A 24,087-nucleotide genomic window follows, 5' to 3' on the forward strand; every position below is an offset into this window, starting at 1 on the left:
TAAAGTTTTAATTTTTAAATTATTGACCTAATAATTTAGAAATAACACTAATACCATTTTCAACAATACCAGCGATACCTGAAGCTAATTGAGACCAATCTTGGTTGATTCCTGCATCTACTACACTTCTAATTGCGTCAAATAATTGTTCCATTATTCAAAACTCCTTTAAATAAATTTTATTATTATGCGAGATCGTTGATGATGAACTAATTTCCCAAAAATCGATTCATCATATCAACGCTACTTTCTATGATGTTAACAATACTTGCCCCTAATTGAGTGCCATCGTTAGTGATGGCTGCTTCTAAGATGTCTTTAAAAGCGTTAAATAATTTCATTATTAACACTCCTAAATGAGTTAATAACTCCAAAACGATTGGATACGTTTGCGATTCGTTATCTCTATCGTTTTGTTACCTATACTATAAAGTTAATTTGACTCAATTTGTTGCATTTTTCATACTAAATAATTAAGAGTTCCTAACTGTTACTTTCCTTAGGTTTTACAACAGTTAGGCATGCACAACTGTATTGCACTCTATTTTATTGATATAAACATATAGGGTTTTATATCAAATTAACATTTATGTATAAAAACCTCTATTATAGTGAAAAATATAAATAATTTTTATTAGGTACCTATTGCTAAAAGACATATATTTAGATATAATAATTCTTGTGTTGAAAATGTCCTGGTAGCTCAGCTGGATAGAGCAATGGCCTTCTAAGCCATCGGTCGGGGGTTCGAATCCCTCCCAGGACGCTATAAAAAAAGGAGTCTCATTGAATGAGGCTCCTTTTTTATTATGTAAAATACAATAATATAATTCAACAGAGATTAAAACCCGCTATATATTACAAAAGAGCAAACTTAATAAGGCGTAAACATCACGTAAGTTTAACTTAGCCATCGATGACCACATCATTAATAAACCTGAAACATTTTAATGTCCCAGGTTTATTCTTTATATAAAAGTTTTGCTCTTATTATTCCTAACTGTCTAATATTCAATCTTAACTGTTTCGATGACCTGATTTTCTCTATTTCTAAAATTCAAAATGATGGTATTTTCATGATCCTTGTATACGAGCTCAGCAAAAGTTTCTTCGATTTGACTACGTGATTGAGAAATACTACCAGGATTAATTACATGGATGCCACCTATTTGCTCATATTTTGCCACATGTGTATGTCCATAGAAAGCAAACAAACATCCTAATTCTTTTGCCTTTTCAGCAAGTTTCATTCGTGTTTGGTTTACTTGATAAAGATGACCATGAGTATAAAAGGCACGAACTCCGTTTTCTTCAGTGATTGCTTCTTCTAAAAACTCTGGATAAAAATCACAATTACCTTTCACACGCTGATACAAACTAAGTTCTGTGTCATTATAACTAAATTCAGAATCCCCTAAATGTAAAAATTTATCTGCGTCTTTATGTAGATCATAAATATGATATAAGATACCTGTTTCTTTGTGATTATCACTAAGAATAATCCACTTAGACATGTTGTTCACCCTCTAAATATTCTTTTAACAATAGAATAGCATTTCCACGATGACTGATTTTACCCTTTTCATCATTTGTAATTTCCGCCATCGTTTTATTTAATTCTGGAACGAAAAATATTGGATCATAACCAAAACCATTTTTTCCATGTCGTTCAGTTGTTATCACTCCGGAAACTGTTCCTTTAAATGTTTTTGTTTTTTCATTAGGCGCACTCATACTAATCACACAAACAAATTGAGCACGACGGTCTTGAACATCTTCTAAGTTCGTTAACAACTTTTCAATATTATCTTCATCATTCTTACCTAATCCTGCATAGCGCGCTGAATACACGCCTGGTTCCCCATTTAATGCGAACACTTCAAGTCCACTATCATCTGCAATGACACGCTTATTTAATGCATGTGCTGCCGCTTCGGATTTTAACTTAGCGTTTTCTTCAAATGTGGCACCTGTTTCTTCTACATCAAAATCTTCAATCAACTCAGAAATTCCAATAACATTTTGATTTTTAAAAATAGCTTTAAAATCGTTTATCTTACCTTGATTATTAGTTGCAATAACAATATCTTCCATATCATTCTCTCCTTCTATGAATCATTTACAGTTATTCTTTTGACTTCAACTTTCATATTTAACCATTCATCAATAATATTTTTAATATGTGTGGTGTCACCAGTCGCAAAAAATCGATGTTGGGGATGTTCTGTGTAACTGGCATGCTCATTGCTAAACGTGAGTAATGCACTTACTTCTCTTGCTGTTTCTAAGCCAGATGAGATAACTGTTTTAGTACCACTAAAATATTCATAAATAGGCTGATATAACAACGGATAGTGTGTACATCCTAAAATAACCGTGTCCGCATCACTGTTTCTCCATTGCTTCAACGTTTGATGAATCACAATATTAGTGATTGTAGGGTCTTTATAGCGCATTTGTTCAACTAGAGGAACAAAGCCCGGGCATGCAACACTATAGACATTCACATTTGGATTTATCTTTTTTATATGTGTGCGATACGCTTCTGATTTAATTGTTCCTTCGGTTCCTAAAACTAATACATTTTGATTTTTTGTAGTCATTATCGCAGTTCTTGCTCCAGGTTCGATAACACCAATGACAGGAATAGGTAATATGTTTTGTAAATAATCTAACGCAACTGCCGTAGCAGTATTGCAAGCAATAACCAGCATTTTTATATCAAATTCCATCAATTTTTGAGCTAGTTCCGTTGTGAATTTTTTAACTTCTTCTCCTGGTCTTGGACCATATGGACAACGTGCTATATCACCTAAATAATAAATAGTTTCATTTGGTAACTGTCTCATAATTTCTTTAGCAACAGTAAGACCACCAACACCTGAATCAATGACTCCAATAGGTTTATTCATACTTCTTCACCCTTATTTTTACAATTACCTTACATTGTATCACAGTATCATATAACTGTAGATATTTACGTTTATAGTTCTTGTAAAGTGAAATTCCTATCTTTATTCTACAATCAGCAAAAAATGACCAAGGCGAAGTTGCCTTGGTCACTATAAGCTATATTAATCTACTTGATGATCTGAACCAAAGAATGATTTAAACATATGGAAAGAGGTTTCTCTATTCATTGCGGCAATTGACGTTGTCAATGGTATACCTTTAGGACATGCATTCACACAGTTTTGAGAATTACCACATTCTTGCAGTCCACCTGCACTCATCAATGCATCTAAACGCTCATCTTTAGTCATGGAACCTGTTGGATGTAAATCGAACAAACGTACTTGAGAAATAGCTTGTGCACCAACAAATTTATTGTTTTTTGTGACATTTGGACATACTTCTAAACATACACCACAAGTCATACATTTAGACAACTCATATGCAGTTTGACGTTTTTTCTCTGGCATACGTGGTCCAGGTCCTAAGTCATATGTTCCATCAATAGGAATCCATGCTTTCATTCGTTTTAAGTTATCGAACATTCTTGAGCGATCAACTTGTAAATCTCGAATGACAGGGAAAGTACTCATAGGTTCAAGACGAATAGGTTGTTCTAATTGATCAACAATAGCTGAACATGATTGTCGTGCACGGCCGTTGATTACCATTGAACAAGCGCCACATACTTCTTCGAGGCAATTCATATCCCATGTGACTGGTGTCGTTTTTTCACCTTTAGAGTTGACTGGATTTCGTCTGATTTCCATCAAACATGCGATTACGTTTAAATTTTCCTTATAAGGAATTTCAAATGATTCTTCATAAGGTTTTGATTCGCTATTATCTTGACGTTTAATTATCAATTTTACTGTTTTTTGTTTTGGTTGTTGATTTTGACCTTGTACTTGAGTTTGTGGATTACTTTGAGTTTTTGGAGTTTCTTTTAATGATTGATCAGCCATTATTTATTACCTCCTTTAGACTTACTTGTGTAGTCACGCTTACGAGGTGGAATTAAACTTACATCTACTGGCTCATAAGTAAATTCTGGCTTTTCACTTCTACCTTTATAACGAGCCATGGTTGTTTTTAACCATTCTTCATCATTACGTTCTGGGAATTCAGGTTTGTAATGTGCACCTCTAGATTCGTTACGATTATACGCACCAATCGTAATCACACGAGCAAGAACCAACATATTCCATAATTGTCGTGTGAAGAATACTGCTTGGTTGCTCCATGTTTGCGTATCTTCCATATCAATATCTTCATAACGTTTCATAAGTTCTTGAATTTTTTTATCTGTTTCAAGTAACTTTTCATTTTCACGAACCACAGTTACGTTAGCTGTCATAATTTCACCTAATTCACGGTGAAGTTTATAAGCATTTTCAGTACCACGCATATTCAATAAATGATCAAATTTTTCTTTCTCTTCTTTAACACGAGCTTCGAAAATACTGTCATCTAGATCGGTATACGATTTTTCAATATTTTCAACATATTTGATAGCGTTAGGACCCGCTACTGTACCCCCATAAATAGCTGAAAGTAAAGAATTGGCACCTAAACGGTTACCACCATGTTGTGAGAAATCACATTCTCCAGCTGCAAATAACCCTTTGATATTAGTCATTTGATCATAATCTACGTATAAACCACCCATTGAATAATGTACTGCTGGGAAGATTTTCATTGGAACTTTACGTGGATCATCACCTGTGAATTTTTCATAAATTTCAATAATACCACCTAATTTAACATCTAATTCGTGTGGATCTTTATGAGATAAATCAAGGTATACCATGTTTTCTCCGTTGATGCCTAACTTTTGGTTAATACAAACGTCGAAAATTTCACGTGTCGCTATATCACGTGGAACCAAGTTACCATAGTCTGGATATTTTTCTTCTAAGAAGTACCAAGGTTTACCATCTTTATACGTCCAAATACGGCCACCTTCACCACGAGCTGATTCACTCATAAGACGTAATTTGTCATCACCTGGAATCGCAGTCGGATGTATTTGAATGAATTCACCATTTGCATAAATCGCACCTTGCTGATAAACGATGGACGCCGCTGAACCTGTATTAATCATTGAGTTCGTCGTTTTACCAAAGATAATACCAGGACCACCTGTTGCCATGATAACAGCGTCTGAACCGAATGATTGAATTTCTGATGTTGTCATATTTTGAGCGACAATACCTCTTGCAGCATCTTCTTCGTCTTTAACAATACCTAGAAATTCCCATCCTTCGTATTTAGTTACTAAACCATCCACTTCAAATGAACGAACCTGCTCGTCTAATGCATAAAGTAACTGTTGACCTGTCGTTGCGCCAGCAAATGCTGTTCTATGATGTAGTGTACCGCCAAAACGTCTAAAGTCTAATAAGCCTTCTTTCGTTCTGTTAAACATAACCCCCATACGATCTAACAGATGGATGATTTTAGGTGCAGCATCAGCCATTGCTTTGACTGGTGGTTGATTAGCCAGGAAGTCTCCGCCATAAACAGTATCATCAAAGTGAATCCACGGTGAATCTCCCTCACCTTTAGTATTAACAGCACCATTTATGCCACCTTGTGCACAAACAGAGTGCGAACGCTTTACCGGTACAATGGAAAATAAATCTACATGTGCACCTTGTTCTGCCGCTTTAATTGTTGACATCAGACCGGCTAGTCCTCCACCGACAACAATAATTTTTTTCTCTGCCATAGAAATGTCACTCCCCTGAATATTTAAATCTCAAGCCCTACTTTTAATTTTCAGATATAAACTAACTACGAAACAGTTAATCTTTAACGTTTCATAATTTCTTAGTAGTAAATTATCTATACTCACTTATTTCAAAACGAAAATTCATATATTTATATAAACGCAATAACGGCTGCAACACCAATATAAGAAATCACTAAAAATACTATGAGTGAAATCCAAGTGAAAACACGTTGTGATTTTTTAGATTGTAAAAAGCCCCATGTTACACAAAATGACCATAAACCATTAGCAAAATGGAAAACAACAGCAATGACACAAATAATGTAAAAGATTGCCCATAACGGATGTTGTAATGTTTCATGCATTAGATTATAGTCCACAGATTTACCATAAAAAGCTTTTTGCAAACGTGTTTGCCATAAGTGCATTGCAATAAAAATAAATGCTAAAATACCACTTACACGTTGGAAGAAAAACATCCAGTTTCTAAATAATGAGTAATGCCCGATGTTCTCCTTAGCAGTGAAAGCGATGTGTAAACCGAACAAACCATGGTATAACAATGGTATATAAATAAGTATAAATTCCATCACAATAAGGAATGGTAAAGATTCCATAAATCCTGACGCTCTATTAAAAGCTTCAGCACCTTGCGTTGCTTGATGGTTTACCATTAAGTGTACAATTAAAAATGCACCTATCGGAATAACCCCTAATAACGAATGTAATCTTCTAAGGTAAAATTCATTCTTTGATTGAGCCAAAAAGAGTCCCCCCTGCGAAACTTATAATTTAAATTGCTAATTCTTAGAAACTTGTATGCAAAATGCCCTAAAGTTTTACATAAAAGACCAGCGTTGATTTACTTTTTTATTTAGTACTTGTCTTTATAATTAATATCGACCTATACACAAGTAGGACTTAAAAAAGTAAAAAGCCAGTCATTGAGCAGAAAGTTTAAAGTTTTGGAAATCTATTAGTTGTGACAATTAACATGAAGTGATAACTTTTCTCATTTAGAAAACGCTTCCATACAACTTTAAAAAAATTAGCTTTTGATACGTACATTGTAACATTAATTTCACAATTTTTGGGCATGAGAATGATTCTCATGCCCACTTTTTAATAATTATTTGTTTTGTAACGCGTTTTGAAGGTTTTTAGCAACCTTTTCAGGCAATCCTGCTTGTCTTAATTCATCAAAAGACGCTTCTTTCATTTTCTTAATCGATCCAAACGTACGTAATAATGAAGTTTTTCTCTTAGTTCCAATACCATCAATGTCATCAAGAACAGATTTCAAACCTGTTTTTTGACGTGTTTGTCGGTGGAATGTAATTGCAAATCGATGAACCTCATCTTGTATGCGGTGTAATAGATAAAATGCTTGACTATTCTTTTTTAAAGGTACTATTTCAGCACTTGCTCCATAAAGTAGTTCAGATGTTTGGTGTTTATCATTTTTTTGTAAACCAGCAACTGGTATATCTAGCCCAAGCTCATTTTCGAGTACATCCATCACACCATTCATATGACCTTTCCCACCATCAACTATTATTAAATCTGGTAGAGGTAGCCCTTCGTTAAGTACACGAGTATAGCGTCTACGAACGACCTCTCTCATAGATTTATAATCATCAGGTCCTTCCACTGTTTTAATCTTATATTTTCGATAATCTTTTTTATGAGGTTTGCCATCTACAAATGTAACCATTGCTGAAACTGGATCAACACCTTGAATATTTGAATTATCAAAAGCTTCAATTCTTATTGGTGTTTGGATACCCATACGCTCTCCTAGTTCTTCAATTGCTTTGATGGTTCTTGACTCATCTCTAGCAATTAATTCAAATTTATTATCGAGTTGCACTTCAGCATTGTGATTCGCTAAATTAATCATGTCTTTTTTAGCTCCTCGTACTGGTTGAACAATCTTAGTATCTACCACCGACTGAATGATATCCTTATCAAGATTTTTAGGTACATGAACTTCTTTAGGTATTAGATGCTGATTTAAACTATAAAATTGACCTATAAAAGTATAAAATTCTTCTTCCTCTGTTTGTTGTATTGGTATCATTGTAGCATCACGTTTAATCATATTACCTTGTCTAACGAAGAAGACTTGAACACACATCCAGCCTTTAGAAACACTATAACCAAAAACATCTCTAATTGTATTATCCGAAGACATAATCTTTTGTTTTTTAGTTAAATTGTGAATGTGTTGAATCATATCCCTATATTCTTTTGCTTGTTCAAAATCTAACTGTTCACTCGCTTTATTCATGCGGTCTTCTAAATGATTCAAAATTGTTTTATCTTCCCCATTTAGAAAGTCCGTAATTTCTTTTGTCATTTGAGCATACTTCTCTAAATCAACATCATAGACACACGGTCCCATGCATTGTCCAATATGGTAATAAAGACACAGCTTATCTGGCATATTATCGCATTTTCTAAATGGATAGATACGATCAAGTAATTTCTTTGTTTCTTGTGCAGAATACGCATTAGGATATGGACCAAAGTATTTACCTGAATTCTTTTTTACAGTACGAGTAACAAGTAATCGTGGGTGCTTTTCTTTGGTAATTTTAATAAAAGGATAACTTTTATCATCTTTTAATAAAATATTATATCGGGGTTGATACTGTTTTATAAGATTAAGCTCTAGCAGTAGCGATTCTGTCTCACTTGATGTCACGATAAATTCAAAGTTACGTATTTCTCCAACTAAACGGGTTGTTTTAGCATCATGTGCGCCCGTAAAATAAGAACGTAGACGATTTCTTAAACGTTTTGCCTTCCCCACATATATAACCTGATCATTTCTATCTTTCATTAAGTAACAACCCGGCTCTAAAGGGACTACGTTTAATTTTTCTTTTATTTTCTTTTGATATTCCTCCAAAGGGCTCCTCCTTTCCATTATCAAATTAATTAATGAAAACAAAATAAAGCTGGAGCAATTACTCAATGTAATGCCCCAGTCTTTATTTATGTTAATCTTATAGATGTTTATCTAATACTTCTGCTAAGTTTTCTTTAGGTTGGAAACCTACAACTTTATCAACTGGTTCGCCATCTTTAAATACAATTAAAGTTGGGATACTCATTACTTCATATTTCGCTGCAGTTGATGGGTTTTCATCAACATCTAATTTTAAGATGTCAGCTTTACCATCATAGTCTCCTGCTAGTTCTTCTAAAACTGGTGCAATCATTTTACAAGGTCCACACCAAGTCGCCCAGAAATCAACTAATTTAACACCAGATTCAATTTTGCTATCAAAATCAGAATCAGTTACTTTTACGATTGCCATAATGCCAATCCTCCTTAATTTTCAATGATGAACAAATTATAACAGAGATTAATCACCTTTGCATTATAGATGCTCTTAACAAACATAGCGAGTTTAGAGCGACTTAACACATTAGTTATTATGGTAATGTGCGCCCTTGTCCTTTCGTTAAACTTTATACTTTAAGTTAAGCACTGTTATTAAATATTTTTAATACTGAGTTCTATAAAATCGTTCATTTAATTATTCAGATATAGTCACATTACTCATATCTAAAGGTTACTTGAGTTCTGCCACAGTGACACCAAATCCACCTTCACTAGGCATACCTCCCCTAAATTGTCTAACGCTTTTATGTTTTTTCAAATGTTGTTGAACACCTTTTTGAAGTGCCCCCGTACCTTTACCATGAATAATATAAACTTGTTCGTAATTGCTTAAAACCGCCTGATCAAGATATTGATCTAATTCATTTAAAGCTTCTTCGTAACGATATCCTCTTAAATCTAGTTCTGTTTTAATAGTTTGTCTATTTTGTCTTGTTACCATTTTTGTAGGTTTTTCTTTTTTCTTTTTCGTTTTTTCTAAATCTTCAATAGGTAATTTCATTTTAATGATTCCCATTTGTACAACTGCTTCTTCTTCACCTACAAGTTCAAGCACTTCACCTTTTTGACCGTAAGATAGAACTTTCACTTCATCTCCAGTATGAATCGTATCATACTTTTTCTTTTGAACATGTTGCTTAATTGATTTTACCTCATATTGATCATCAAGTTGTTTCTTTTTATCAATTAATTCATGTTCTTTTACCTCAGCGCCCTTATGATCTCTTAGATTTCTAAGTTCTTTAAGAATTTCGTCCGCTTCTTTAGTCGCAGATTTCACACGCTGATTAGCTTTTTCTTTAGCTTCATCCATCAATGATTTCTCATAATTTTGATACTGTTGGTATTGTTTAGACAAAGCATCGTGGGTTTGCTGTGCTTCCCTCACAAGTCGATCTAATTCTATACGTTGTTGATCAACACGTTTTGAATTTTGTTCTAATGATTCAATCATGGCATTGATCTCTTGCTCGTCTGTCCCTATCATTGTCTTAGCTTTATTAATGATGTTGAGACTTAGACCAAGTTTTTTCGATATATCAAAGGCATTAGATCTCCCTGGAACACCCATTAATAATTTATAAGTCGGGCTCAGTGTTTCAACGTCAAATTCAACGCTTGCATTCATGACACCTTCACGATTATAACTATAAGCTTTTAATTCAGGGTAATGTGTTGTTGCCATAACTAAAGACCCTAAACGGCGTACATAATCTAAGATACTCATTGCGAGTGCCGCACCTTCACTTGGATCTGTACCTGCGCCTAGTTCATCAAATAAAATGAGACTATTTTGATCTGCATCTTGTAATATTTCTACTATATTTTTCATGTGAGATGAAAATGTTGATAATGATTGTTCTATAGATTGTTCATCTCCAATATCACAATATACATTTTCAAAGATACTTAATTGACTTCCATCCAGTGTAGGAATTAACAATCCTGATTGTGCCATGACAATTATCAATCCTAGTGTTTTTAAAGTAACCGTCTTACCACCCGTGTTTGGTCCAGTAATTATGACTGTTTCTACATCGTCAATAAATTCAATTGTATTTGCTACAACAGTATCTTTGTCTAATAAAGGGTGAAATGCATTAGGTAAATATATCGTTCGATCCTCTTTAAATGTAGGTTTTGTCCCTTTTATAGTGCGCGCATAACGAGCTTTAGCAATTAAAAAATCAATTTGACCCATAACCGATTCAGCAATGAGTAATGCGTCAGCTTCCGCCGAAACAAATCCCGTCAATTCAGTCAATATACGTTCACGTTCAACTGCTTCATCATTACGCAAACGACTGATTTGATTATTCATCTCTACAACAGAATTCGGTTCAATATATAGTGTTTGTCCTGATGCCGATTGATCATGAACAATACCATTGAAATCTTGTCTATATTCAGCTTTCACAGGAATAACATTGCGATCATTTCTTACTGTTACAATTGCATCAGATAGTTTTTTTTGATTCCCTTGATTTTTCACTATTCTATCTAAATTTTGACGAATTCGTTGGTTTGTTCTTGAAATTTTACTTCTAATACTTTGTAAAGTATAACTTGCATGGTCAAATAAATCGTGTGCATCACATTTTTCATTAATTTCTTTAAATAAATCTGTAAGTATCGGTAGATGATTCATTTTATCATGCAGTATAGGATACTTAACCTCTTCATCTTCTTCTAGCATTTGATTGTAAAATGTTTTAAATTGATTTTGCACTTGAACTAGGCGTTTAATTCTGTTTAATTCTGCCACATTTAAAACGCCTCCTATGCTGGCCCTATGAACAAGTGGAGACACTTTTGCTAGACCACTTAAACTTGGTAATCGATGCTTGTTATAGATTTGTGAAATTTCGTCTGTTTCATTCATTTGAAATTCTACTGTATCAAAATTACTAGCGGGAGCCATCTCTTGTACTTTTTCACGACCTAGATCACTTATAGTTTCATCTGCCACAAATGATTTAATCTTTTCAAATTCCAAGACATCTAATGTTTTTTGTCTCATGCAATCCCTCTATTTCTTATATTTATTCGTTTCAACAAATGAGCGAAAGGCTTCCTTCGTCATTGTATTAATGACCCTCTCTTTATTGACAAATCCTTTTTGTGCAGTAGCAACACCATATTTCATGAAATCAAGATGATTTGTATGATGAGCATCCGTATTAATTGTTAACTTAACCTTTGGATATTTACGAACGATTTCTGCATTTAAATCTAAACGATGTGGATTTGCGTTAATCTCTAAAATTGTATTTGTTTCTTCGGCTAAATTCATTAACTTTTCAATATTAGCTTTATAACCTTTTCTACGTCCAATAATACGGCCGGTTGGATGAGCAATGTGACGCACATATGGATTTCTACATGCTGTTTCCAAACGTTTCATGATTTCGTCTTCAGATTGATTAAAGCTTTGATGAATAGCTGCGATAACATAATCAAGCTGTGCCAATACTTCGTCATCGTAATCTAATGTTCCATCAGGTAGAATGTCCATTTCTGTTCCTGAATATATATCTATTTCCTTATACTCTTCATTTAATTGCTTTATTTCTTCATTTTGTCTTAGCAGACGGTCGACTTGTAATCCATGAGCTACTTTTAAACTTTGTGAGTGATCTGTAATGACCATAAATTCATAACCTTTTGCAATATTTGCCTCAATCATTTCTTTAATCGAAAAGGCACCATCACTATATGTTGTGTGCATATGCAAATCTCCATTGATGTCACCTAATTGAATGATTTGACTCAGATCTTTATCAAACTCACTACCGTCTTCACGCATGGCAGGCGCAATCCAATCTACACCAAAATGATGATAAATCGCTTCTTCACTTTGTAATTGTAATAGCTTACCATCTTGTTGTTCGATACCATACTCACTAACCTTTTCGTCACGTGCTTTTGCTAATTGTCTTATTCTAATATTATGATCCTTCGAACCGGTGAAGTGTTGTAAAGTATGGTAAAAAGCAGCAGGTTCTATCAATCTAAAATCAACACCAATCGTCTCATCATCATAAGCTAATTCCAGAGAAATTTTAGTATCCCCAACAGCAACATCTTTGACTTTATTCGGAATACGGAGTAATTGTTGTTGAACTTTTTTAGGCTCTGATGTACTAATTATGAAATCTAAATCTTTACTCATTTCCTTATATCTTCTAAAACTACCAGCAGTTGAATATTGTTTAACTCCTTCTAGCTGTTCAATAAATTTTACAATTTCTTGGTTGAGACCTCTCATTAGCTCTATAGGATAACGATCCTTTTTAGCACCTATCGCCTTCACTGCTTCTAAAATGTTTTGCTCTGTCTTTTTTGCAAAACCGTTTAAAGCACTGACTTTACCTTCTTCACAGGCTTTTTGAAGTGTTTCTTTATCAGTAATTTGAAGTTCTTGATATAGTTTTGCTATTTTTTTACTGCCTAATCCCTGTATTTTCAACAGTGGCACTAACCCTTCAGGTACTTCATCTTGAAGTGCTTGAAGAGTCGATGATTGACCTTTTGTTTTAAATTCATTAATAACTTCTCCTACGCCTTTTCCAATGCCTTTAAGTTCTGTTACATCATCAATCTCTTCTAATGTACGCTCATCAACCTCTAAACTTTGTGCAGCTTTTCTATACGCTGAAACTTTAAATGTATTTTCTCCTTTTAGCTCCATATATATAGCTATTTTTTCTAATAATTGAATTACATCTTTTTTTGTCATCAATATCACTCCATAAAAAGAAGACCAGGACATAACATTAACGTTCGAACTTGTCCTGACCTCATGTCATTACTTTATAAATTTAAAATAAATTGTGATAAATAAGGAATTTGTTCAATCACAACTCGACTTAATAGCGATTGAGATAATTGGTACTGTATAAATGAATGCGGATATAGCGATAATAAATAAAGTCCAATTTGTAAATATATAAAAACCGCTATGATACTCAAAACGACACTCGATATCCGACTTACTAAGTGTATCTTTTTATACGTTATTATATTATCAAATGTAACAACAACTAGATACAAAATAAGCTTACACATACCAAATATTATAATAAATGCTATCACTTTTTCAAATCTGTATTGCAAATGATCATAAGGTATAGTATAGACCATATCAAACGCCACTGTTTTAGGAAATGGCACAAAAACAACTAAACGTTGCGCAATAGATTGATAATATTGTGACGCAATAAATAAAGATACAATTGAAGAAGCAAAGTGCAATATCGATAACCAAATACCTCTACGAAACCCTATCACTATAAAGTAACAAATAATAATAAGAACAACTATATCAATGAGCATTTATTCATCTCTTTGTTTTAATTGATTTATTTCTTGCTGTAATCGTCTGTTCTCTTCTTCTAAAATAACTTTCTCATGCATAATATTCACAGATGTTAAAATCGCTTTTCGAGTTGTATCTAAACCTGCTGATTTTTGACCTAATTCTTGCATTTTTTCATCAACAAGATGTGCTACATAACGAATATGTTCAGGGCTATCTTCGCCAATGATTGTGAAATGTTGATCATTAATCGTAACATTTATTCTATTTTTAAATTCACCCATACTAATTTCTCCTGACCTTGGATTAAAATGATTTTAACTTAAACAATTATTCAAATTCCAATTTATTAAATTGTAAATTGTAGTATTTTACATAATTTTACTTATCATCAAATATTATACATGAGTGTAAATACCAATGTAAACGTCTGTTATTAAAAGATAATACAGATGACATATTCAACAATATCATTTAAGACTATCTTCAATATTAAAATTTGATAAAATATAAAAGAGTACAAAAAAGAGAGGATTCAATTAATGGGAAATGTAGTATACAAACTCACGTCAAAAGAAATTCAATCATTGATGGCTCAAACTACTTTTGAGACGACGAAGTTGCCTCAAGGTATGAAAGCTCGTACGAGATATCAAAATACTGTTATCAATATCTATAGTTCTGGCAAAGTAATGTTTCAAGGTAAGAATGCTGAGCAAGTAGCGAGTCAATTGCTACCAGATAAGCAATCAACAACTGGCAAACATACATCATCAAATACAACTAGTATTCAATATAATCATTTTCATTGTATTGGTAGCGATGAAGCAGGCAGTGGCGACTATTTTGGTCCATTGACTGTGTGTGCAGCTTATGTGAGCCAATCACATATCAAAATCTTAAAAGAACTTGGTGTAGATGATTCAAAAAAACTAAACAATACTAAAATCGTCGATCTTGCAGAACAGCTCATTACCTTTATCCCGCATTCTTTATTAACATTAGATAATGTTAAGTATAACGAACGACAAAGTCTAGGATGGTCTCAAGTTAAAATGAAAGCTGTCTTACATAATGAGGCTATCAAAAATGTGATTCAAAAAATTGAGCAAGATCAACTGGATTATATTGTTATTGATCAATTTGCAAAACGAGAAGTTTATCAACATTACGCATTATCAGCATTACCTTTTCCTGACAAAACAAAATTTGAAACAAAAGGTGAGTCTAAATCACTAGCAATCGCGACAGCAAGCATTATTTCTCGCTATGCATTTGTTAAACACATGGACCACATCTCTAAAAAACTACATATGGAAATCCCAAAAGGCGCAAGTAATAAAGTAGATTTAATTGCCGCTAAAGTCATTCAAAAATATGATATTCAACAACTTGATACTATTTCAAAAAAACATTTTAAAAACAGAGATAAAGCAATTCATCTAATAAATCAAAAATACAATAAATAAAAGGACTTACGCACTAGTATTTATTACTAATGCGTAAGTCCTTTATGATAATTATCTAATAATAGCACCATGCTTTTTAAGTGCTTCTAAAATTTTATCATGCACAGCATTTACACGTTCATCGGTAAGTGTGTTTTCTGTATCTAGATAACTAAGTCTAATTGCAATAGATTTTTTCCCTTTTTCTAAATGTTCACCCTCGTATACATCAAATACGAGTGTATCATTTAAAATATCTTCACCATTCTCATGAATAATGGATAACAATTCAGATGAAGTAACTTCATGATTAACTTCTAATGCAATATCACGTGTTACACCTGGAAATCTAGGTATAGGCTCATAATTAATATATCCTACAGAAACTTCCATCATTGCATCATAATTAAGTTCAAATACATAAGTGCGCTTTAAATCATTGTTAGCAGCCAACGTAGGATGTAGCTCACCTATGAAGCCAATATCTTTACCATTAAGTGACACAATTGCCGTTCTTCCTGGATGTAACCCATCTATTTGACCAGCTCTAAAATCGAATTGAAGATTAAGCTTTTCAGCAACACGTTCAACAATACCCTTAGTTAAATAGAAATCAACGGGCTCTTTCTTGCCTTGCCATTTGTTATTAACAAAGTCTCCAGTTAATATACCGCTCAAGTATTCTACTTCATCTGGTAACTCACCTTCACCGTTACCAAAGAAGACACGTCCGATTTCATATAACTTAACATTTGTATTTTTACGAGCAACATTGTATGATACTGCATCAATTAAATGCGGCAATAAACTTTGACGTAATGTGGAATGTGCTTCACTCATAGGCATAAGTAATTCAATTGTAGAACGATTTTGTAATGCAAAATCTGTAGCATGATTTTTTGATACCAATGAATAAGTAATAGCTTGGTCTAGCCCAGCGCCCTCAAGTGTTTCTTTAACAGTACGCGTTTTAAACTGTCGATCTGTTAGTTCTCCACTTGTAACATCTTTAAATACAGGTAGCGTTGATGGTATGTCATCGTATCCATATATACGCGCTACTTCTTCTATTAAATCTTCTTTAATAGAAATATCTTTACGTCTTGATGGAACATTCACGATAATGTCACCATTTTTATTTTCAGTTTTAAATCCTAATTGCTCAAAAATATCAATGATTTCTTCATCAGTTAAATTAAAACCAATTGTACGGTTAACTTTGTCAGCAGTGATTTTTATTGGAGTCACAAATGATCCTAAATCTCCATATGAAATTCGATCTTTTAAAACTGTTGCTGAAGCATATGTTTCAAGTAAATAACAAGCTCTGTCTACAGCTTCATCGACGAATTCAGTTGCAATCCCCTTTTCAAATCGACTCGATGATTCGCTTCTTAGATTTAAACGGCGTGATGTATGTCGAATAGATACAGGATCAAAGATAGCCCCTTCTACTACAACATGTCGTGTTTGTTCAGAGACTTCAGAGAAATCTCCTCCCATAACACCTCCTAATGCTATAGGATCTTTACCATTTGTAATGACAATGTCAGTATCTAACAATCGACGTTCTTCACCATCTAAAGTTCTCATTGTCTCATCTTTTTTAGCTTGTCTAACTTCAATAGATTGCGAACCAATTTGCTCTTGATCAAACATGTGTAAAGGTTGGCCATATTCTAAAAGTACATAATTGGAAATATCTACCACATTATTAATTGGACGTATTCCCGCTTTAATTAATCGGAACTGCATCCATATTGGAGAAGGACCAATAGTCACGTCATGAACAACACGTGCACTATAGTAAGGTACTTTATCTTCGTTTTTAACTTCTATTGTTAGTTCATCTTTAGCAGACTCTTGACTTTCATTGCTTATTAACTTAGGTTTATTCATTTTAGTTTGATATAAAGCTGCGACTTCATACGCAGTACCTATCATACTTAATGCATCAGCACGATTAGGTGTTAAATCAAATTCCATCACTTGGTCATTAAGATATAGTGCTTCTAGCGCATCTGTTCCAGGTTTAACTGCTTCTGGAAATACATATATACCTGACTCATAATTTTTAGGAGTTACATGACTTGAAATACCTATTTCTTGTAATGAGCAAATCATACCTTCAGAGCGTTCGCCACGTAATTTGGCACGTTTAATTTTAATTCCACCAGGTAAACGACCACCAACTTTAGCAACAATCACATGTTGCCCTTCATCTACATTTGGTGCACCACAAACAATTTGAACTGGTTCTTCTTCACCTAAGTCTACTTGACAAATATTTAATTTATCGGCATTGGGATGTGGTGTCTTCGACAAGACATGTCCAACTACTAATTTTTTTATATCTTTTGTATAGTCAATAATATCATCGACTTCAATTCCAGTTCTTGTAATTCTCTCTGCTAACGCTTGAACTGACTGGTCAACATTCACATAATCTTTTAGCCATTCGTTTGAAATTAACATTATTGTTCACCTCTATCTTCTACAGCTTTAAATTGATCTAAGAAACGGACATCATTGGTATAAAAGTGACGAATATCTTCAATACCATACTTTAACATTGCAATTCGATCTGGTCCCATACCAAATGCGAAGCCAGAATATTCCTTAGAATCGAATCCGGCCATTTCTAATACATTTGGGTGAACCATCCCTGCTCCTAAAATTTCAATCCAACCTGTGTGTTTACAAACATTACAACCCTGTCCTTTACATTTGAAACATGATACATCTACTTCAACTGATGGTTCAGTAAACGGGAAATAACTTGGGCGTAAACGAATCTCACGATCTGCACCGAATAATTTTTTGGCAACTAACTCTAAAGTCCCTTTTAAATCGCTCATTTTAATATTTTTATCAACTACTAAACCTTCAATTTGTGTAAATTGGTGGCTATGCGTTGCATCATCTGAGTCACGTCGATAAACTTTACCAGGACAAATAATTTTGACTGGTCCTTGTCCTTTACGTTTTTCCATAGTACGTGCTTGTACTGGTGAAGTATGTGTACGCATTAAAATTTCTTCTGTGATATAAAAGCTATCTTGCATATCACGTGCTGGATGCGATTTAGGTAAATTTAAAGCTTCAAAATTATAGTAATCCTGTTCAACTTCATAACCATCAACAATTTCATAACCTAACCCTAAGAACAAGTCTTCAATCTCTTCAACTGTACGTGTTAAAGGATGCTTTGATCCTATTTCAATATGACGACTTGGCAATGTGACATCAATTGTTTCTTCAGAAAGCTGTTGATTTAATTTCTCTTCTTTGATTAGCTTTTGTCTTTCATCTAATTCACTCTGAATAGTTTGTCTTAATTCATTTACCTTTTGACCATACGCAGGTTTTTCTTCATTAGGTAAATCTTTCATATTTTTCATTAAGGCGCTAACAGAACCTTTTTTACCTAAATATTTCACCTTTACTTCTTGTAACGCTTGCGCATCATTTGCTTCATTAATATCAACTAAAGCTTGTTGCTTCAACTCAGACATTAGATCATTTTGAGTCATGACTGAATTCCTCCTTATATAGTCCCTTCAATTATTTACAAATCAATACCGCCACTTGTTAATAACAAAAAAGCTTTCATCCCCTGTTCAAAAGGGACGAAAGCTTTCCGTGGTACCACCCAAATTTATGCATGCGCATACACTTGTAAATCTATTGATAACGGAATGACTATTCCGACTTAAATTTCTTTAAGTTACCAAAAAGATGAAAAAATTATTACAAGTTGGAATGACTTTCAGTCTCGATCATTCTCCCTTTTCAACTTTCTAAATAATTTATGTCTTTTTATAGGTTATTATTAATATGTTAAAGCGATAGTAATTTTGAAATTTCATTCATTATTATAGTCGATGATAACATCAAAGGTCAACCTTTCAGCTGATACATTAAGATACTTCCAGCAATAGCTACATTTAAACTCTCAGCTTTGCCATAAATAGGAATAGTAAGATTTTGCGTTGTTTCTTTTAATAAATCTGGGTTGACACCCTCTCCTTCATTACCTAATACAAGCGCAAAATTGGCTTGTGCTTCAACATCATTGAAGCTCACTGCGTTTTCAAGTGCCGTACCATACACTGGACCATTAAATTGATGAATATAATTATAGATGTCATCAAAAATGACTGGTATATGAAAAATACTTCCTTGACTAGCACGTATCACCTTATCTTGAAAAGGGTCAGCCGTCCCCTTCTCCATAACTATCAAATCTAATCCAGCAGCATCAGCTGTCCTAATTAAAGTTCCTAGATTACCAGGATCTTGAATACGGTCAATTAATAACACTTGTTTGGCTTGTGTCTTATCATAAGTTGGTTTTTTTATAATGGCAAAGAAACCTTGCGGTGTAACAGTTCCGGAAAGTGCTTCAGCAACTTTTAGATTAATTTGATACACTTCTTTCGCATAATCAACTATTGAAGATGACATTCTATCGGGATCAACGATAAACAATTGTATTACTTCAATTTGACTTTGATAAGCTTCTTCTATGAGATGAATCCCCTCTATTAAAGCAAGACCTGTTTTATCTCTTTCACGTTTCTTTTTTAATTTATTCGCATTTTTTATTTTACTATTTTGAGCAGAAGTAATTTGTTCCATTAAAATATGTCTCCATCTTCAAAAGTTTATAATTCTATTGTAAGTGAATATGTATCATTTTCAAAGTCAATAATAATGTATTCTTTAAAATTGATATGTCCCTTGAAAATCAATCAATTTTGTAGTTCTTTCATTTAAGCGATTTTAATTTTAACACGTATGATTGTTTTGAAAACAGAAAAAATATTCAATAATTATTTTATATAGTTGTTTGAAGTTAGAAAAATATGTTAATATATTGACATCTAATACAAACTTAGATAGATTTATTTCAATCTAGTTTAAAAAATCTCAAACGCAACTGAGACAACTACATTCAAAGGAGAGATTACATTATGAAAAAATCTAGTAAATTTTCAAAAGATTTCCCTACTAGAAAAAATCATTACGCAATTAGAAAATTCACAGTGGGCACTGCTTCGATTATCGTAGGATCATTCTTATTTTTCGGACAAACACAAGCTCATGCTGAAGAATTCGAAAGAGTAACTACTGGTACAGTTGACACAGGTGGACAGCCTGCTAGAGCAGATCAAGGACAAGAAGGACCACAAGCAGGCGCGGATACGCACAATACAGCAAGTCAACCTGGTGCTACAGGTCAAGATGCACCAAATGAAAATCATGCTGGTGACCAAAATGCTGCAGTTACACATCCGGCTGATCAAGAAAATAATGCACCTCAAGCTGGTGCTGGTACTCCTGGTGCTGAGAATACACCACAAGCTGGTGGTGAAAATCATAGTCAAGATAATGCAGTAACTGCAGCTGGTACTAATGGGGAACAAAATAGTGGTAAACCAGCTACGTCAACGACTGGTCAAGATGCCGCGCAACCCAATGGACCTCAAGGTACTTCAGTAGCTCAACCTGGTAATGATGCTTCTAGCCAAGGTCATGATGCACCTCAAGCTGATGCTGGTACTCATAATACAGAAGGCCAACCTGCTGTAACTACTGGTGAACAAGCTAGTGGTAAACCTGCTGCAACGAAACCTGAAGGTGCCGATACAGAAACTGCGCCAGTGCCTAATACTGCTGATGAAAATCACGCTCAACCTTCACCACAATCAGGAGGTACTACAGCAACACAAGCTGGACAAGTAAAACCGTCTGGAGATTCTACGCCTACCGGTAAGCCAAACACAGCAGACGATCAAGGTACACAAATTAAACCTACAAGTAACCAAGGTACTACAGCAACAACTGGTGAAACTGGAAATCAAAAACCAAGTGGTCAAACAGGTAATACTGAAAACACACCTAATGATGGTACGCAAGTAAAACCTAATAATGACCCAGCTGCGACTGGTACGCCAAATGCTAATGAAGAACAAACTGGTCAACCTAATGCAACAGTAACACCAGGACAAGGTAATGACGAGATTAACGGAGTTACTAAACCTGGAGAAGTTTCTCCGAAACCTGAAGAAAACAATCCAGCTGTGACTGAACCTGGTACAACTGCACCTGGGAATACTAATCAAGGCACTCAAGTAAAACCAAATCCAGATCAAAATAATAACCCAACTACTGGGCAAGACGCTGATCAAACAGGTCAAGGCACTCAAGTAAAACCTAATAACGATCAAACAGCAACTGGTACACAAGGTGCCACTGGTGATCAAAATACGCAACAAGGTAATACTGAACAAAACAACCAAAATGCTGAACCATCAGCACCTGGAACAACTGATCAAGCTGGTGCTACGGTTAAACCTGGCTCTGCTCCAAATCAAGACACTGAAGTAAAACCAAATCCAGATCAAAATAATAACTCACCTACTGGGCAAGACGCTGATCAAACAGGTCAAGGTACTCAAGTAAAACCTAATAACGATCAAACGGCAACTGGTACACAAGGTGCCACTGGTGATCAAAATACGCAACAAGGTAATACTGAACAAAACAACCAAAATGCTGAACAAGGTAATACTGGGCAAGAGGGTTCTAACCCTAATCAAAGTGCTCAGTTAGGTGCTACGGTTAAACCTGGCTCTGCTCCAAATCAAGATACTGAAGTAAAACCAAATCCAGATCAAAATAATAAACCAACTACTGGTCAAGACGCTGATCAAACAGGTCAAGGTGCTCAAGTAAAACCTAATAACGATCAAACGGCAACTGGTACACAAGGTCCCACTGGTGATCAAAATACGCAACAAGGTAATGCTGAACAAAACAACCAAAATGCTGAACAAGGTAATACTGGACAAGAGGATGCTAACCCTAATCAAAGTGCTCAGTTAGGTGCTACGGTTAAACCTGGCTCTGCTCCAAATCAAGATACTGAAGTAAAACCAAATCCAGATCAAAATAATAACTCACCTACTGGGCAAGACGCTGATCAAACAGGTCAAGGTACTCATGTAAAACCTAATAACGGTCAAACACCAACTGGTACACAGGGTGCCAATGGTGATCAAAATACGCAACAAGGTAATGCAGGTAATAAAGGCAATACAGGCAATGCAGGTAATAAAGGCAATGCAGGTAATAAAGGCAATGCAGGTAATAAAGGCAATACAGGTAATAAAGGCAATACAGATAAAGATGCTAAAGTAAATACTAATGATGATGAAACAAAAACAGATGTTAAAAATGGTACTGAATTACCTGAAACAGGACTAAGTAATGAATATGATTATACAACTACAGTATTTGGTTCTATCGCTTTAATATCTTCACTTCTATTATTAAGACGACAAAGAAAAGAATCTAAATAATACTTAACATCTTTATAACGAGTAAATCGCAATATCGATTTACTCGTTATTTTAATTTCTTAAAAAATAATTTATCACAATATTAAATATTGAATAACTACAAAAGACGAAGAAACTGAATAAGATAAAAAGAGAACACACTCGGTGACAACGTTGATGATTCACGATATAGAGTATTAAATTGCTCTATTCAATTGTTAAGTATTTTTTACATTCGGTCACACATAAATCAATACTCTGTTTTAAAATCAACTAAATTTCTATAAATATAAGAGGCATATTTAAATTAGTTTGATTTTATTATTTATATATCCTTAAAAAAGAGATTCCTTAAATATAGATATGAAGTGTATTGGTAAGACAAGATAAATACTTTATTATTGTACTAAATTCCTATAAATAAATTATTCTAGCTACTCTAATTCAAAACAAAAAATCCAACAATCTCACACGAGATTGTTGGATTTATTTCTTGTGTTCTATTATTTAGAAACTACTTCTTCACCATTGTATGAACCACAGTTTTTACATACGCGGTGAGATAATTTGTATTCGCCACAGTTAGGGCATTCAGTCATACCAGGTACTGAAATTTTAAAATGCGTACGGCGTTTATTTTTTCTTGTTTTAGACGTTCTTCTTTTTGGTACTGCCATGATTAATCCTCCTTAGAATAGACACTTAATTCAAAATGTCAGCTCAATTAATAATTATTATATCATTAATTCAACTGCTATTGATCTTTATCGTATAATTGTTGTAATTTTTGAAGCCTTGGATCAACTTTTCTTTGTTCAGAATCACTATCTTGCTCTTTTTGAACTTCAGTCAATTGATCTTCATCAATGACTTCCCAACCATTGCCTTCAGTTAACATTTGATCACTATGTTCAGAATAGGCACGCATAGGTTTTTCAATAATTACAAGCTCTTCAGCAATGTCTTTAATATTAATCATACCGTCAGTTACAAGATGATAATGTTCATCTTCTTGATCGTCACTATCGGTATAACCATCATAGCCTTCCAAATCAAATACTTCTGAAGTAGATACATCAAGAGGCACATCAACTGGTACTAAAGTACGAGCACAAGGCATTGTGTAAGTTCCAGTAACATGCATATCTGCAATCACTTCATTTGATTTGACTGTCAACTGTCCTTCAACATTGATATCTGAAAGATCAATTAAATCTAATGATTCTCTTAAATGCTCAAAATTAACCGTTTGATTAAATTCAAATGGCTTACCTTGATATTTTCTCAATTGTGTTATTGACCATTTCATATGGCTTCACCTCTAACAAGCACAAAATTTATTTTAACTTTCTAAACAAAAGTTGTCAAGATTTTTT

Annotated in this window: 21 protein-coding genes, 1 tRNA gene and 1 pseudogene; 3 read left to right on the forward strand and 20 right to left on the reverse strand. The window is 33.9% G+C overall.

Annotated features, from left to right (window positions below; translation table 11 throughout):
- Positions 1–19: 19 nt before the first annotated feature.
- Entirely contained in the window at positions 20–154 is a 135-nt protein-coding gene (locus ACVBFA_RS07280; RefSeq protein WP_002446218.1) for a beta-class phenol-soluble modulin, read from the reverse strand.
- Between the two features lie 55 nt (positions 155–209).
- Entirely contained in the window at positions 210–341 is a 132-nt protein-coding gene (locus tag ACVBFA_RS07285) for a beta-class phenol-soluble modulin (RefSeq protein ID WP_002486614.1), read from the reverse strand.
- 351 nt (positions 342–692) lie between these two features.
- On the opposite strand from ACVBFA_RS07285, the gene ACVBFA_RS07290 reads away from it, so the two are divergent.
- Positions 693–766, forward strand: a tRNA-Arg gene (locus ACVBFA_RS07290).
- Positions 767–1,004: 238 nt separating this feature from the next.
- Here ACVBFA_RS07290 and ACVBFA_RS07295 read toward each other — a convergent pair.
- From ACVBFA_RS07295 to zapA, 13 genes and pseudogenes are all read right to left on the reverse strand, one after another.
- Positions 1,005–1,514, reverse strand: coding sequence for a YfcE family phosphodiesterase (locus ACVBFA_RS07295; RefSeq protein ID WP_002446217.1), 510 nt, complete (start codon positions 1,512–1,514; stop codon positions 1,005–1,007).
- The gene (locus ACVBFA_RS07300; RefSeq protein WP_002446216.1) at positions 1,507–2,094 is read right to left on the reverse strand and encodes an XTP/dITP diphosphatase; all 588 of its coding nucleotides are present in this window, start codon (positions 2,092–2,094) and stop codon (positions 1,507–1,509) included. The genes ACVBFA_RS07295 and ACVBFA_RS07300 overlap by 8 nt, the downstream gene beginning before the upstream one ends.
- A 14-nt stretch (positions 2,095–2,108) precedes the next feature.
- Complete coding sequence (gene racE, locus ACVBFA_RS07305) at positions 2,109–2,912, reverse strand: glutamate racemase (protein WP_002446215.1); 804 nt, start codon at positions 2,910–2,912, stop codon at positions 2,109–2,111.
- A gap of 162 nt (positions 2,913–3,074) precedes the next feature.
- On the reverse strand, positions 3,075–3,917 hold the full coding sequence (gene sdhB, locus ACVBFA_RS07310) for a succinate dehydrogenase iron-sulfur subunit (protein ID WP_002446214.1): 843 nt from the start codon (positions 3,915–3,917) through the stop codon (positions 3,075–3,077).
- Positions 3,917–5,683: a succinate dehydrogenase flavoprotein subunit gene (sdhA, locus tag ACVBFA_RS07315; RefSeq protein ID WP_002475940.1), complete on the reverse strand. Its 1,767-nt coding sequence runs from the start codon at positions 5,681–5,683 to the stop codon at positions 3,917–3,919. Before sdhA ends, sdhB begins: the two co-directional genes overlap by 1 nt.
- A gap of 152 nt (positions 5,684–5,835) precedes the next feature.
- Complete coding sequence (locus ACVBFA_RS07320; protein WP_002457415.1) at positions 5,836–6,450, reverse strand: succinate dehydrogenase cytochrome b558 subunit; 615 nt, start codon at positions 6,448–6,450, stop codon at positions 5,836–5,838.
- Positions 6,451–6,590: 140 nt separating this feature from the next.
- Positions 6,591–6,784 (reverse strand): annotated as a pseudogene (locus ACVBFA_RS07325) (hypothetical protein).
- Positions 6,785–6,815: 31 nt separating this feature from the next.
- A complete protein-coding gene (gene uvrC, locus ACVBFA_RS07330; RefSeq protein ID WP_002457416.1) occupies positions 6,816–8,600 on the reverse strand; it encodes an excinuclease ABC subunit UvrC in 1,785 nt (594 codons plus the stop codon).
- 97 nt (positions 8,601–8,697) lie between these two features.
- Entirely contained in the window at positions 8,698–9,012 is a 315-nt protein-coding gene (gene trxA / locus ACVBFA_RS07335; protein WP_001830148.1) for a thioredoxin, read from the reverse strand.
- Positions 9,013–9,270: 258 nt separating this feature from the next.
- The gene (locus tag ACVBFA_RS07340; RefSeq protein WP_126122401.1) at positions 9,271–11,619 is read right to left on the reverse strand and encodes an endonuclease MutS2; all 2,349 of its coding nucleotides are present in this window, start codon (positions 11,617–11,619) and stop codon (positions 9,271–9,273) included.
- Between the two features lie 9 nt (positions 11,620–11,628).
- Positions 11,629–13,338: a DNA polymerase/3'-5' exonuclease PolX gene (gene polX, locus ACVBFA_RS07345; RefSeq protein WP_002486626.1), complete on the reverse strand. Its 1,710-nt coding sequence runs from the start codon at positions 13,336–13,338 to the stop codon at positions 11,629–11,631.
- Positions 13,339–13,412: 74 nt separating this feature from the next.
- A complete protein-coding gene (locus ACVBFA_RS07350; RefSeq protein ID WP_002446207.1) occupies positions 13,413–13,934 on the reverse strand; it encodes a CvpA family protein in 522 nt (173 codons plus the stop codon).
- Entirely contained in the window at positions 13,935–14,201 is a 267-nt protein-coding gene (gene zapA, locus ACVBFA_RS07355) for a cell division protein ZapA (protein ID WP_001830081.1), read from the reverse strand. It lies immediately after the preceding gene.
- 258 nt (positions 14,202–14,459) lie between these two features.
- On the opposite strand from zapA, the gene rnhC reads away from it, so the two are divergent.
- Positions 14,460–15,386 carry a ribonuclease HIII gene (gene rnhC / locus ACVBFA_RS07360; protein WP_126122402.1) on the forward strand — a complete coding sequence of 309 codons (927 nt, stop codon included), beginning with the start codon at positions 14,460–14,462 and terminating at the stop codon, positions 15,384–15,386.
- A 51-nt stretch (positions 15,387–15,437) separates the two neighbouring features.
- Here rnhC and pheT read toward each other — a convergent pair whose 3' ends face one another.
- The 3 genes from pheT to ACVBFA_RS07375 all read right to left on the reverse strand — a co-directional run bounded on the left by pheT (position 15,438) and on the right by ACVBFA_RS07375 (position 20,006).
- Entirely contained in the window at positions 15,438–17,840 is a 2,403-nt protein-coding gene (gene pheT, locus ACVBFA_RS07365; protein ID WP_126122403.1) for a phenylalanine--tRNA ligase subunit beta, read from the reverse strand.
- Positions 17,840–18,898: a phenylalanine--tRNA ligase subunit alpha gene (pheS, locus tag ACVBFA_RS07370; RefSeq protein ID WP_002446204.1), complete on the reverse strand. Its 1,059-nt coding sequence runs from the start codon at positions 18,896–18,898 to the stop codon at positions 17,840–17,842. The genes pheT and pheS overlap by 1 nt, the downstream gene beginning before the upstream one ends.
- Positions 18,899–19,265: 367 nt before the next feature.
- Positions 19,266–20,006 (reverse strand): TrmH family RNA methyltransferase, encoded by a 741-nt coding sequence (locus ACVBFA_RS07375; protein ID WP_002446203.1) that lies wholly within the window; start codon positions 20,004–20,006, stop codon positions 19,266–19,268.
- 335 nt (positions 20,007–20,341) lie between these two features.
- On the opposite strand from ACVBFA_RS07375, the gene ACVBFA_RS07380 reads away from it, so the two are divergent.
- Positions 20,342–22,732, forward strand: coding sequence for a YSIRK-type signal peptide-containing protein (locus ACVBFA_RS07380; protein ID WP_126122790.1), 2,391 nt, complete (start codon positions 20,342–20,344; stop codon positions 22,730–22,732).
- A gap of 482 nt (positions 22,733–23,214) precedes the next feature.
- Here ACVBFA_RS07380 and rpmF read toward each other — a convergent pair whose 3' ends face one another.
- Both rpmF and ACVBFA_RS07390 read right to left on the reverse strand, forming a co-directional pair.
- Complete coding sequence (rpmF, locus tag ACVBFA_RS07385; RefSeq protein WP_001830121.1) at positions 23,215–23,388, reverse strand: 50S ribosomal protein L32; 174 nt, start codon at positions 23,386–23,388, stop codon at positions 23,215–23,217.
- Positions 23,389–23,465: 77 nt separating this feature from the next.
- Positions 23,466–24,020 carry a YceD family protein gene (locus ACVBFA_RS07390; protein ID WP_001830128.1) on the reverse strand — a complete coding sequence of 185 codons (555 nt, stop codon included), beginning with the start codon at positions 24,018–24,020 and terminating at the stop codon, positions 23,466–23,468.
- Positions 24,021–24,087 lie beyond the last annotated feature (67 nt).

This window comes from Staphylococcus sp. MSU001 (assembly GCF_052976705.1).

What these genes read in the sequence shown, in the direction of transcription:
- ACVBFA_RS07350 (WP_002446207.1), bottom strand. Translation starts at nt 13,934, where the DNA reads ATGCTCATTGATATAGTTGTTCTTATTATTATTTGTTACTTTATAGTG.
- ACVBFA_RS07380 (WP_126122790.1), top strand. Translation starts at nt 20,342, where the DNA reads ATGAAAAAATCTAGTAAATTTTCAAAAGATTTCCCTACTAGAAAAAAT.
- racE (WP_002446215.1), bottom strand. Translation starts at nt 2,912, where the DNA reads ATGAATAAACCTATTGGAGTCATTGATTCAGGTGTTGGTGGTCTTACT.
- polX (WP_002486626.1), bottom strand. Translation starts at nt 13,338, where the DNA reads ATGACAAAAAAAGATGTAATTCAATTATTAGAAAAAATAGCTATATAT.
- ACVBFA_RS07390 (WP_001830128.1), bottom strand. Translation starts at nt 24,020, where the DNA reads ATGAAATGGTCAATAACACAATTGAGAAAATATCAAGGTAAGCCATTT.
- ACVBFA_RS07375 (WP_002446203.1), bottom strand. Translation starts at nt 20,006, where the DNA reads ATGGAACAAATTACTTCTGCTCAAAATAGTAAAATAAAAAATGCGAAT.
- rpmF (WP_001830121.1), bottom strand. Translation starts at nt 23,388, where the DNA reads ATGGCAGTACCAAAAAGAAGAACGTCTAAAACAAGAAAAAATAAACGC.
- ACVBFA_RS07280 (WP_002446218.1), bottom strand. Translation starts at nt 154, where the DNA reads ATGGAACAATTATTTGACGCAATTAGAAGTGTAGTAGATGCAGGAATC.
- trxA (WP_001830148.1), bottom strand. Translation starts at nt 9,012, where the DNA reads ATGGCAATCGTAAAAGTAACTGATTCTGATTTTGATAGCAAAATTGAA.
- ACVBFA_RS07300 (WP_002446216.1), bottom strand. Translation starts at nt 2,094, where the DNA reads ATGGAAGATATTGTTATTGCAACTAATAATCAAGGTAAGATAAACGAT.
- ACVBFA_RS07285 (WP_002486614.1), bottom strand. Translation starts at nt 341, where the DNA reads ATGAAATTATTTAACGCTTTTAAAGACATCTTAGAAGCAGCCATCACT.
- pheT (WP_126122403.1), bottom strand. Translation starts at nt 17,840, where the DNA reads ATGTTAATTTCAAACGAATGGCTAAAAGATTATGTGAATGTTGACCAG.
- sdhA (WP_002475940.1), bottom strand. Translation starts at nt 5,683, where the DNA reads ATGGCAGAGAAAAAAATTATTGTTGTCGGTGGAGGACTAGCCGGTCTG.
- zapA (WP_001830081.1), bottom strand. Translation starts at nt 14,201, where the DNA reads ATGGGTGAATTTAAAAATAGAATAAATGTTACGATTAATGATCAACAT.
- ACVBFA_RS07340 (WP_126122401.1), bottom strand. Translation starts at nt 11,619, where the DNA reads ATGAGACAAAAAACATTAGATGTCTTGGAATTTGAAAAGATTAAATCA.
- rnhC (WP_126122402.1), top strand. Translation starts at nt 14,460, where the DNA reads ATGGGAAATGTAGTATACAAACTCACGTCAAAAGAAATTCAATCATTG.
- sdhB (WP_002446214.1), bottom strand. Translation starts at nt 3,917, where the DNA reads ATGGCTGATCAATCATTAAAAGAAACTCCAAAAACTCAAAGTAATCCA.
- pheS (WP_002446204.1), bottom strand. Translation starts at nt 18,898, where the DNA reads ATGACTCAAAATGATCTAATGTCTGAGTTGAAGCAACAAGCTTTAGTT.
- ACVBFA_RS07295 (WP_002446217.1), bottom strand. Translation starts at nt 1,514, where the DNA reads ATGTCTAAGTGGATTATTCTTAGTGATAATCACAAAGAAACAGGTATC.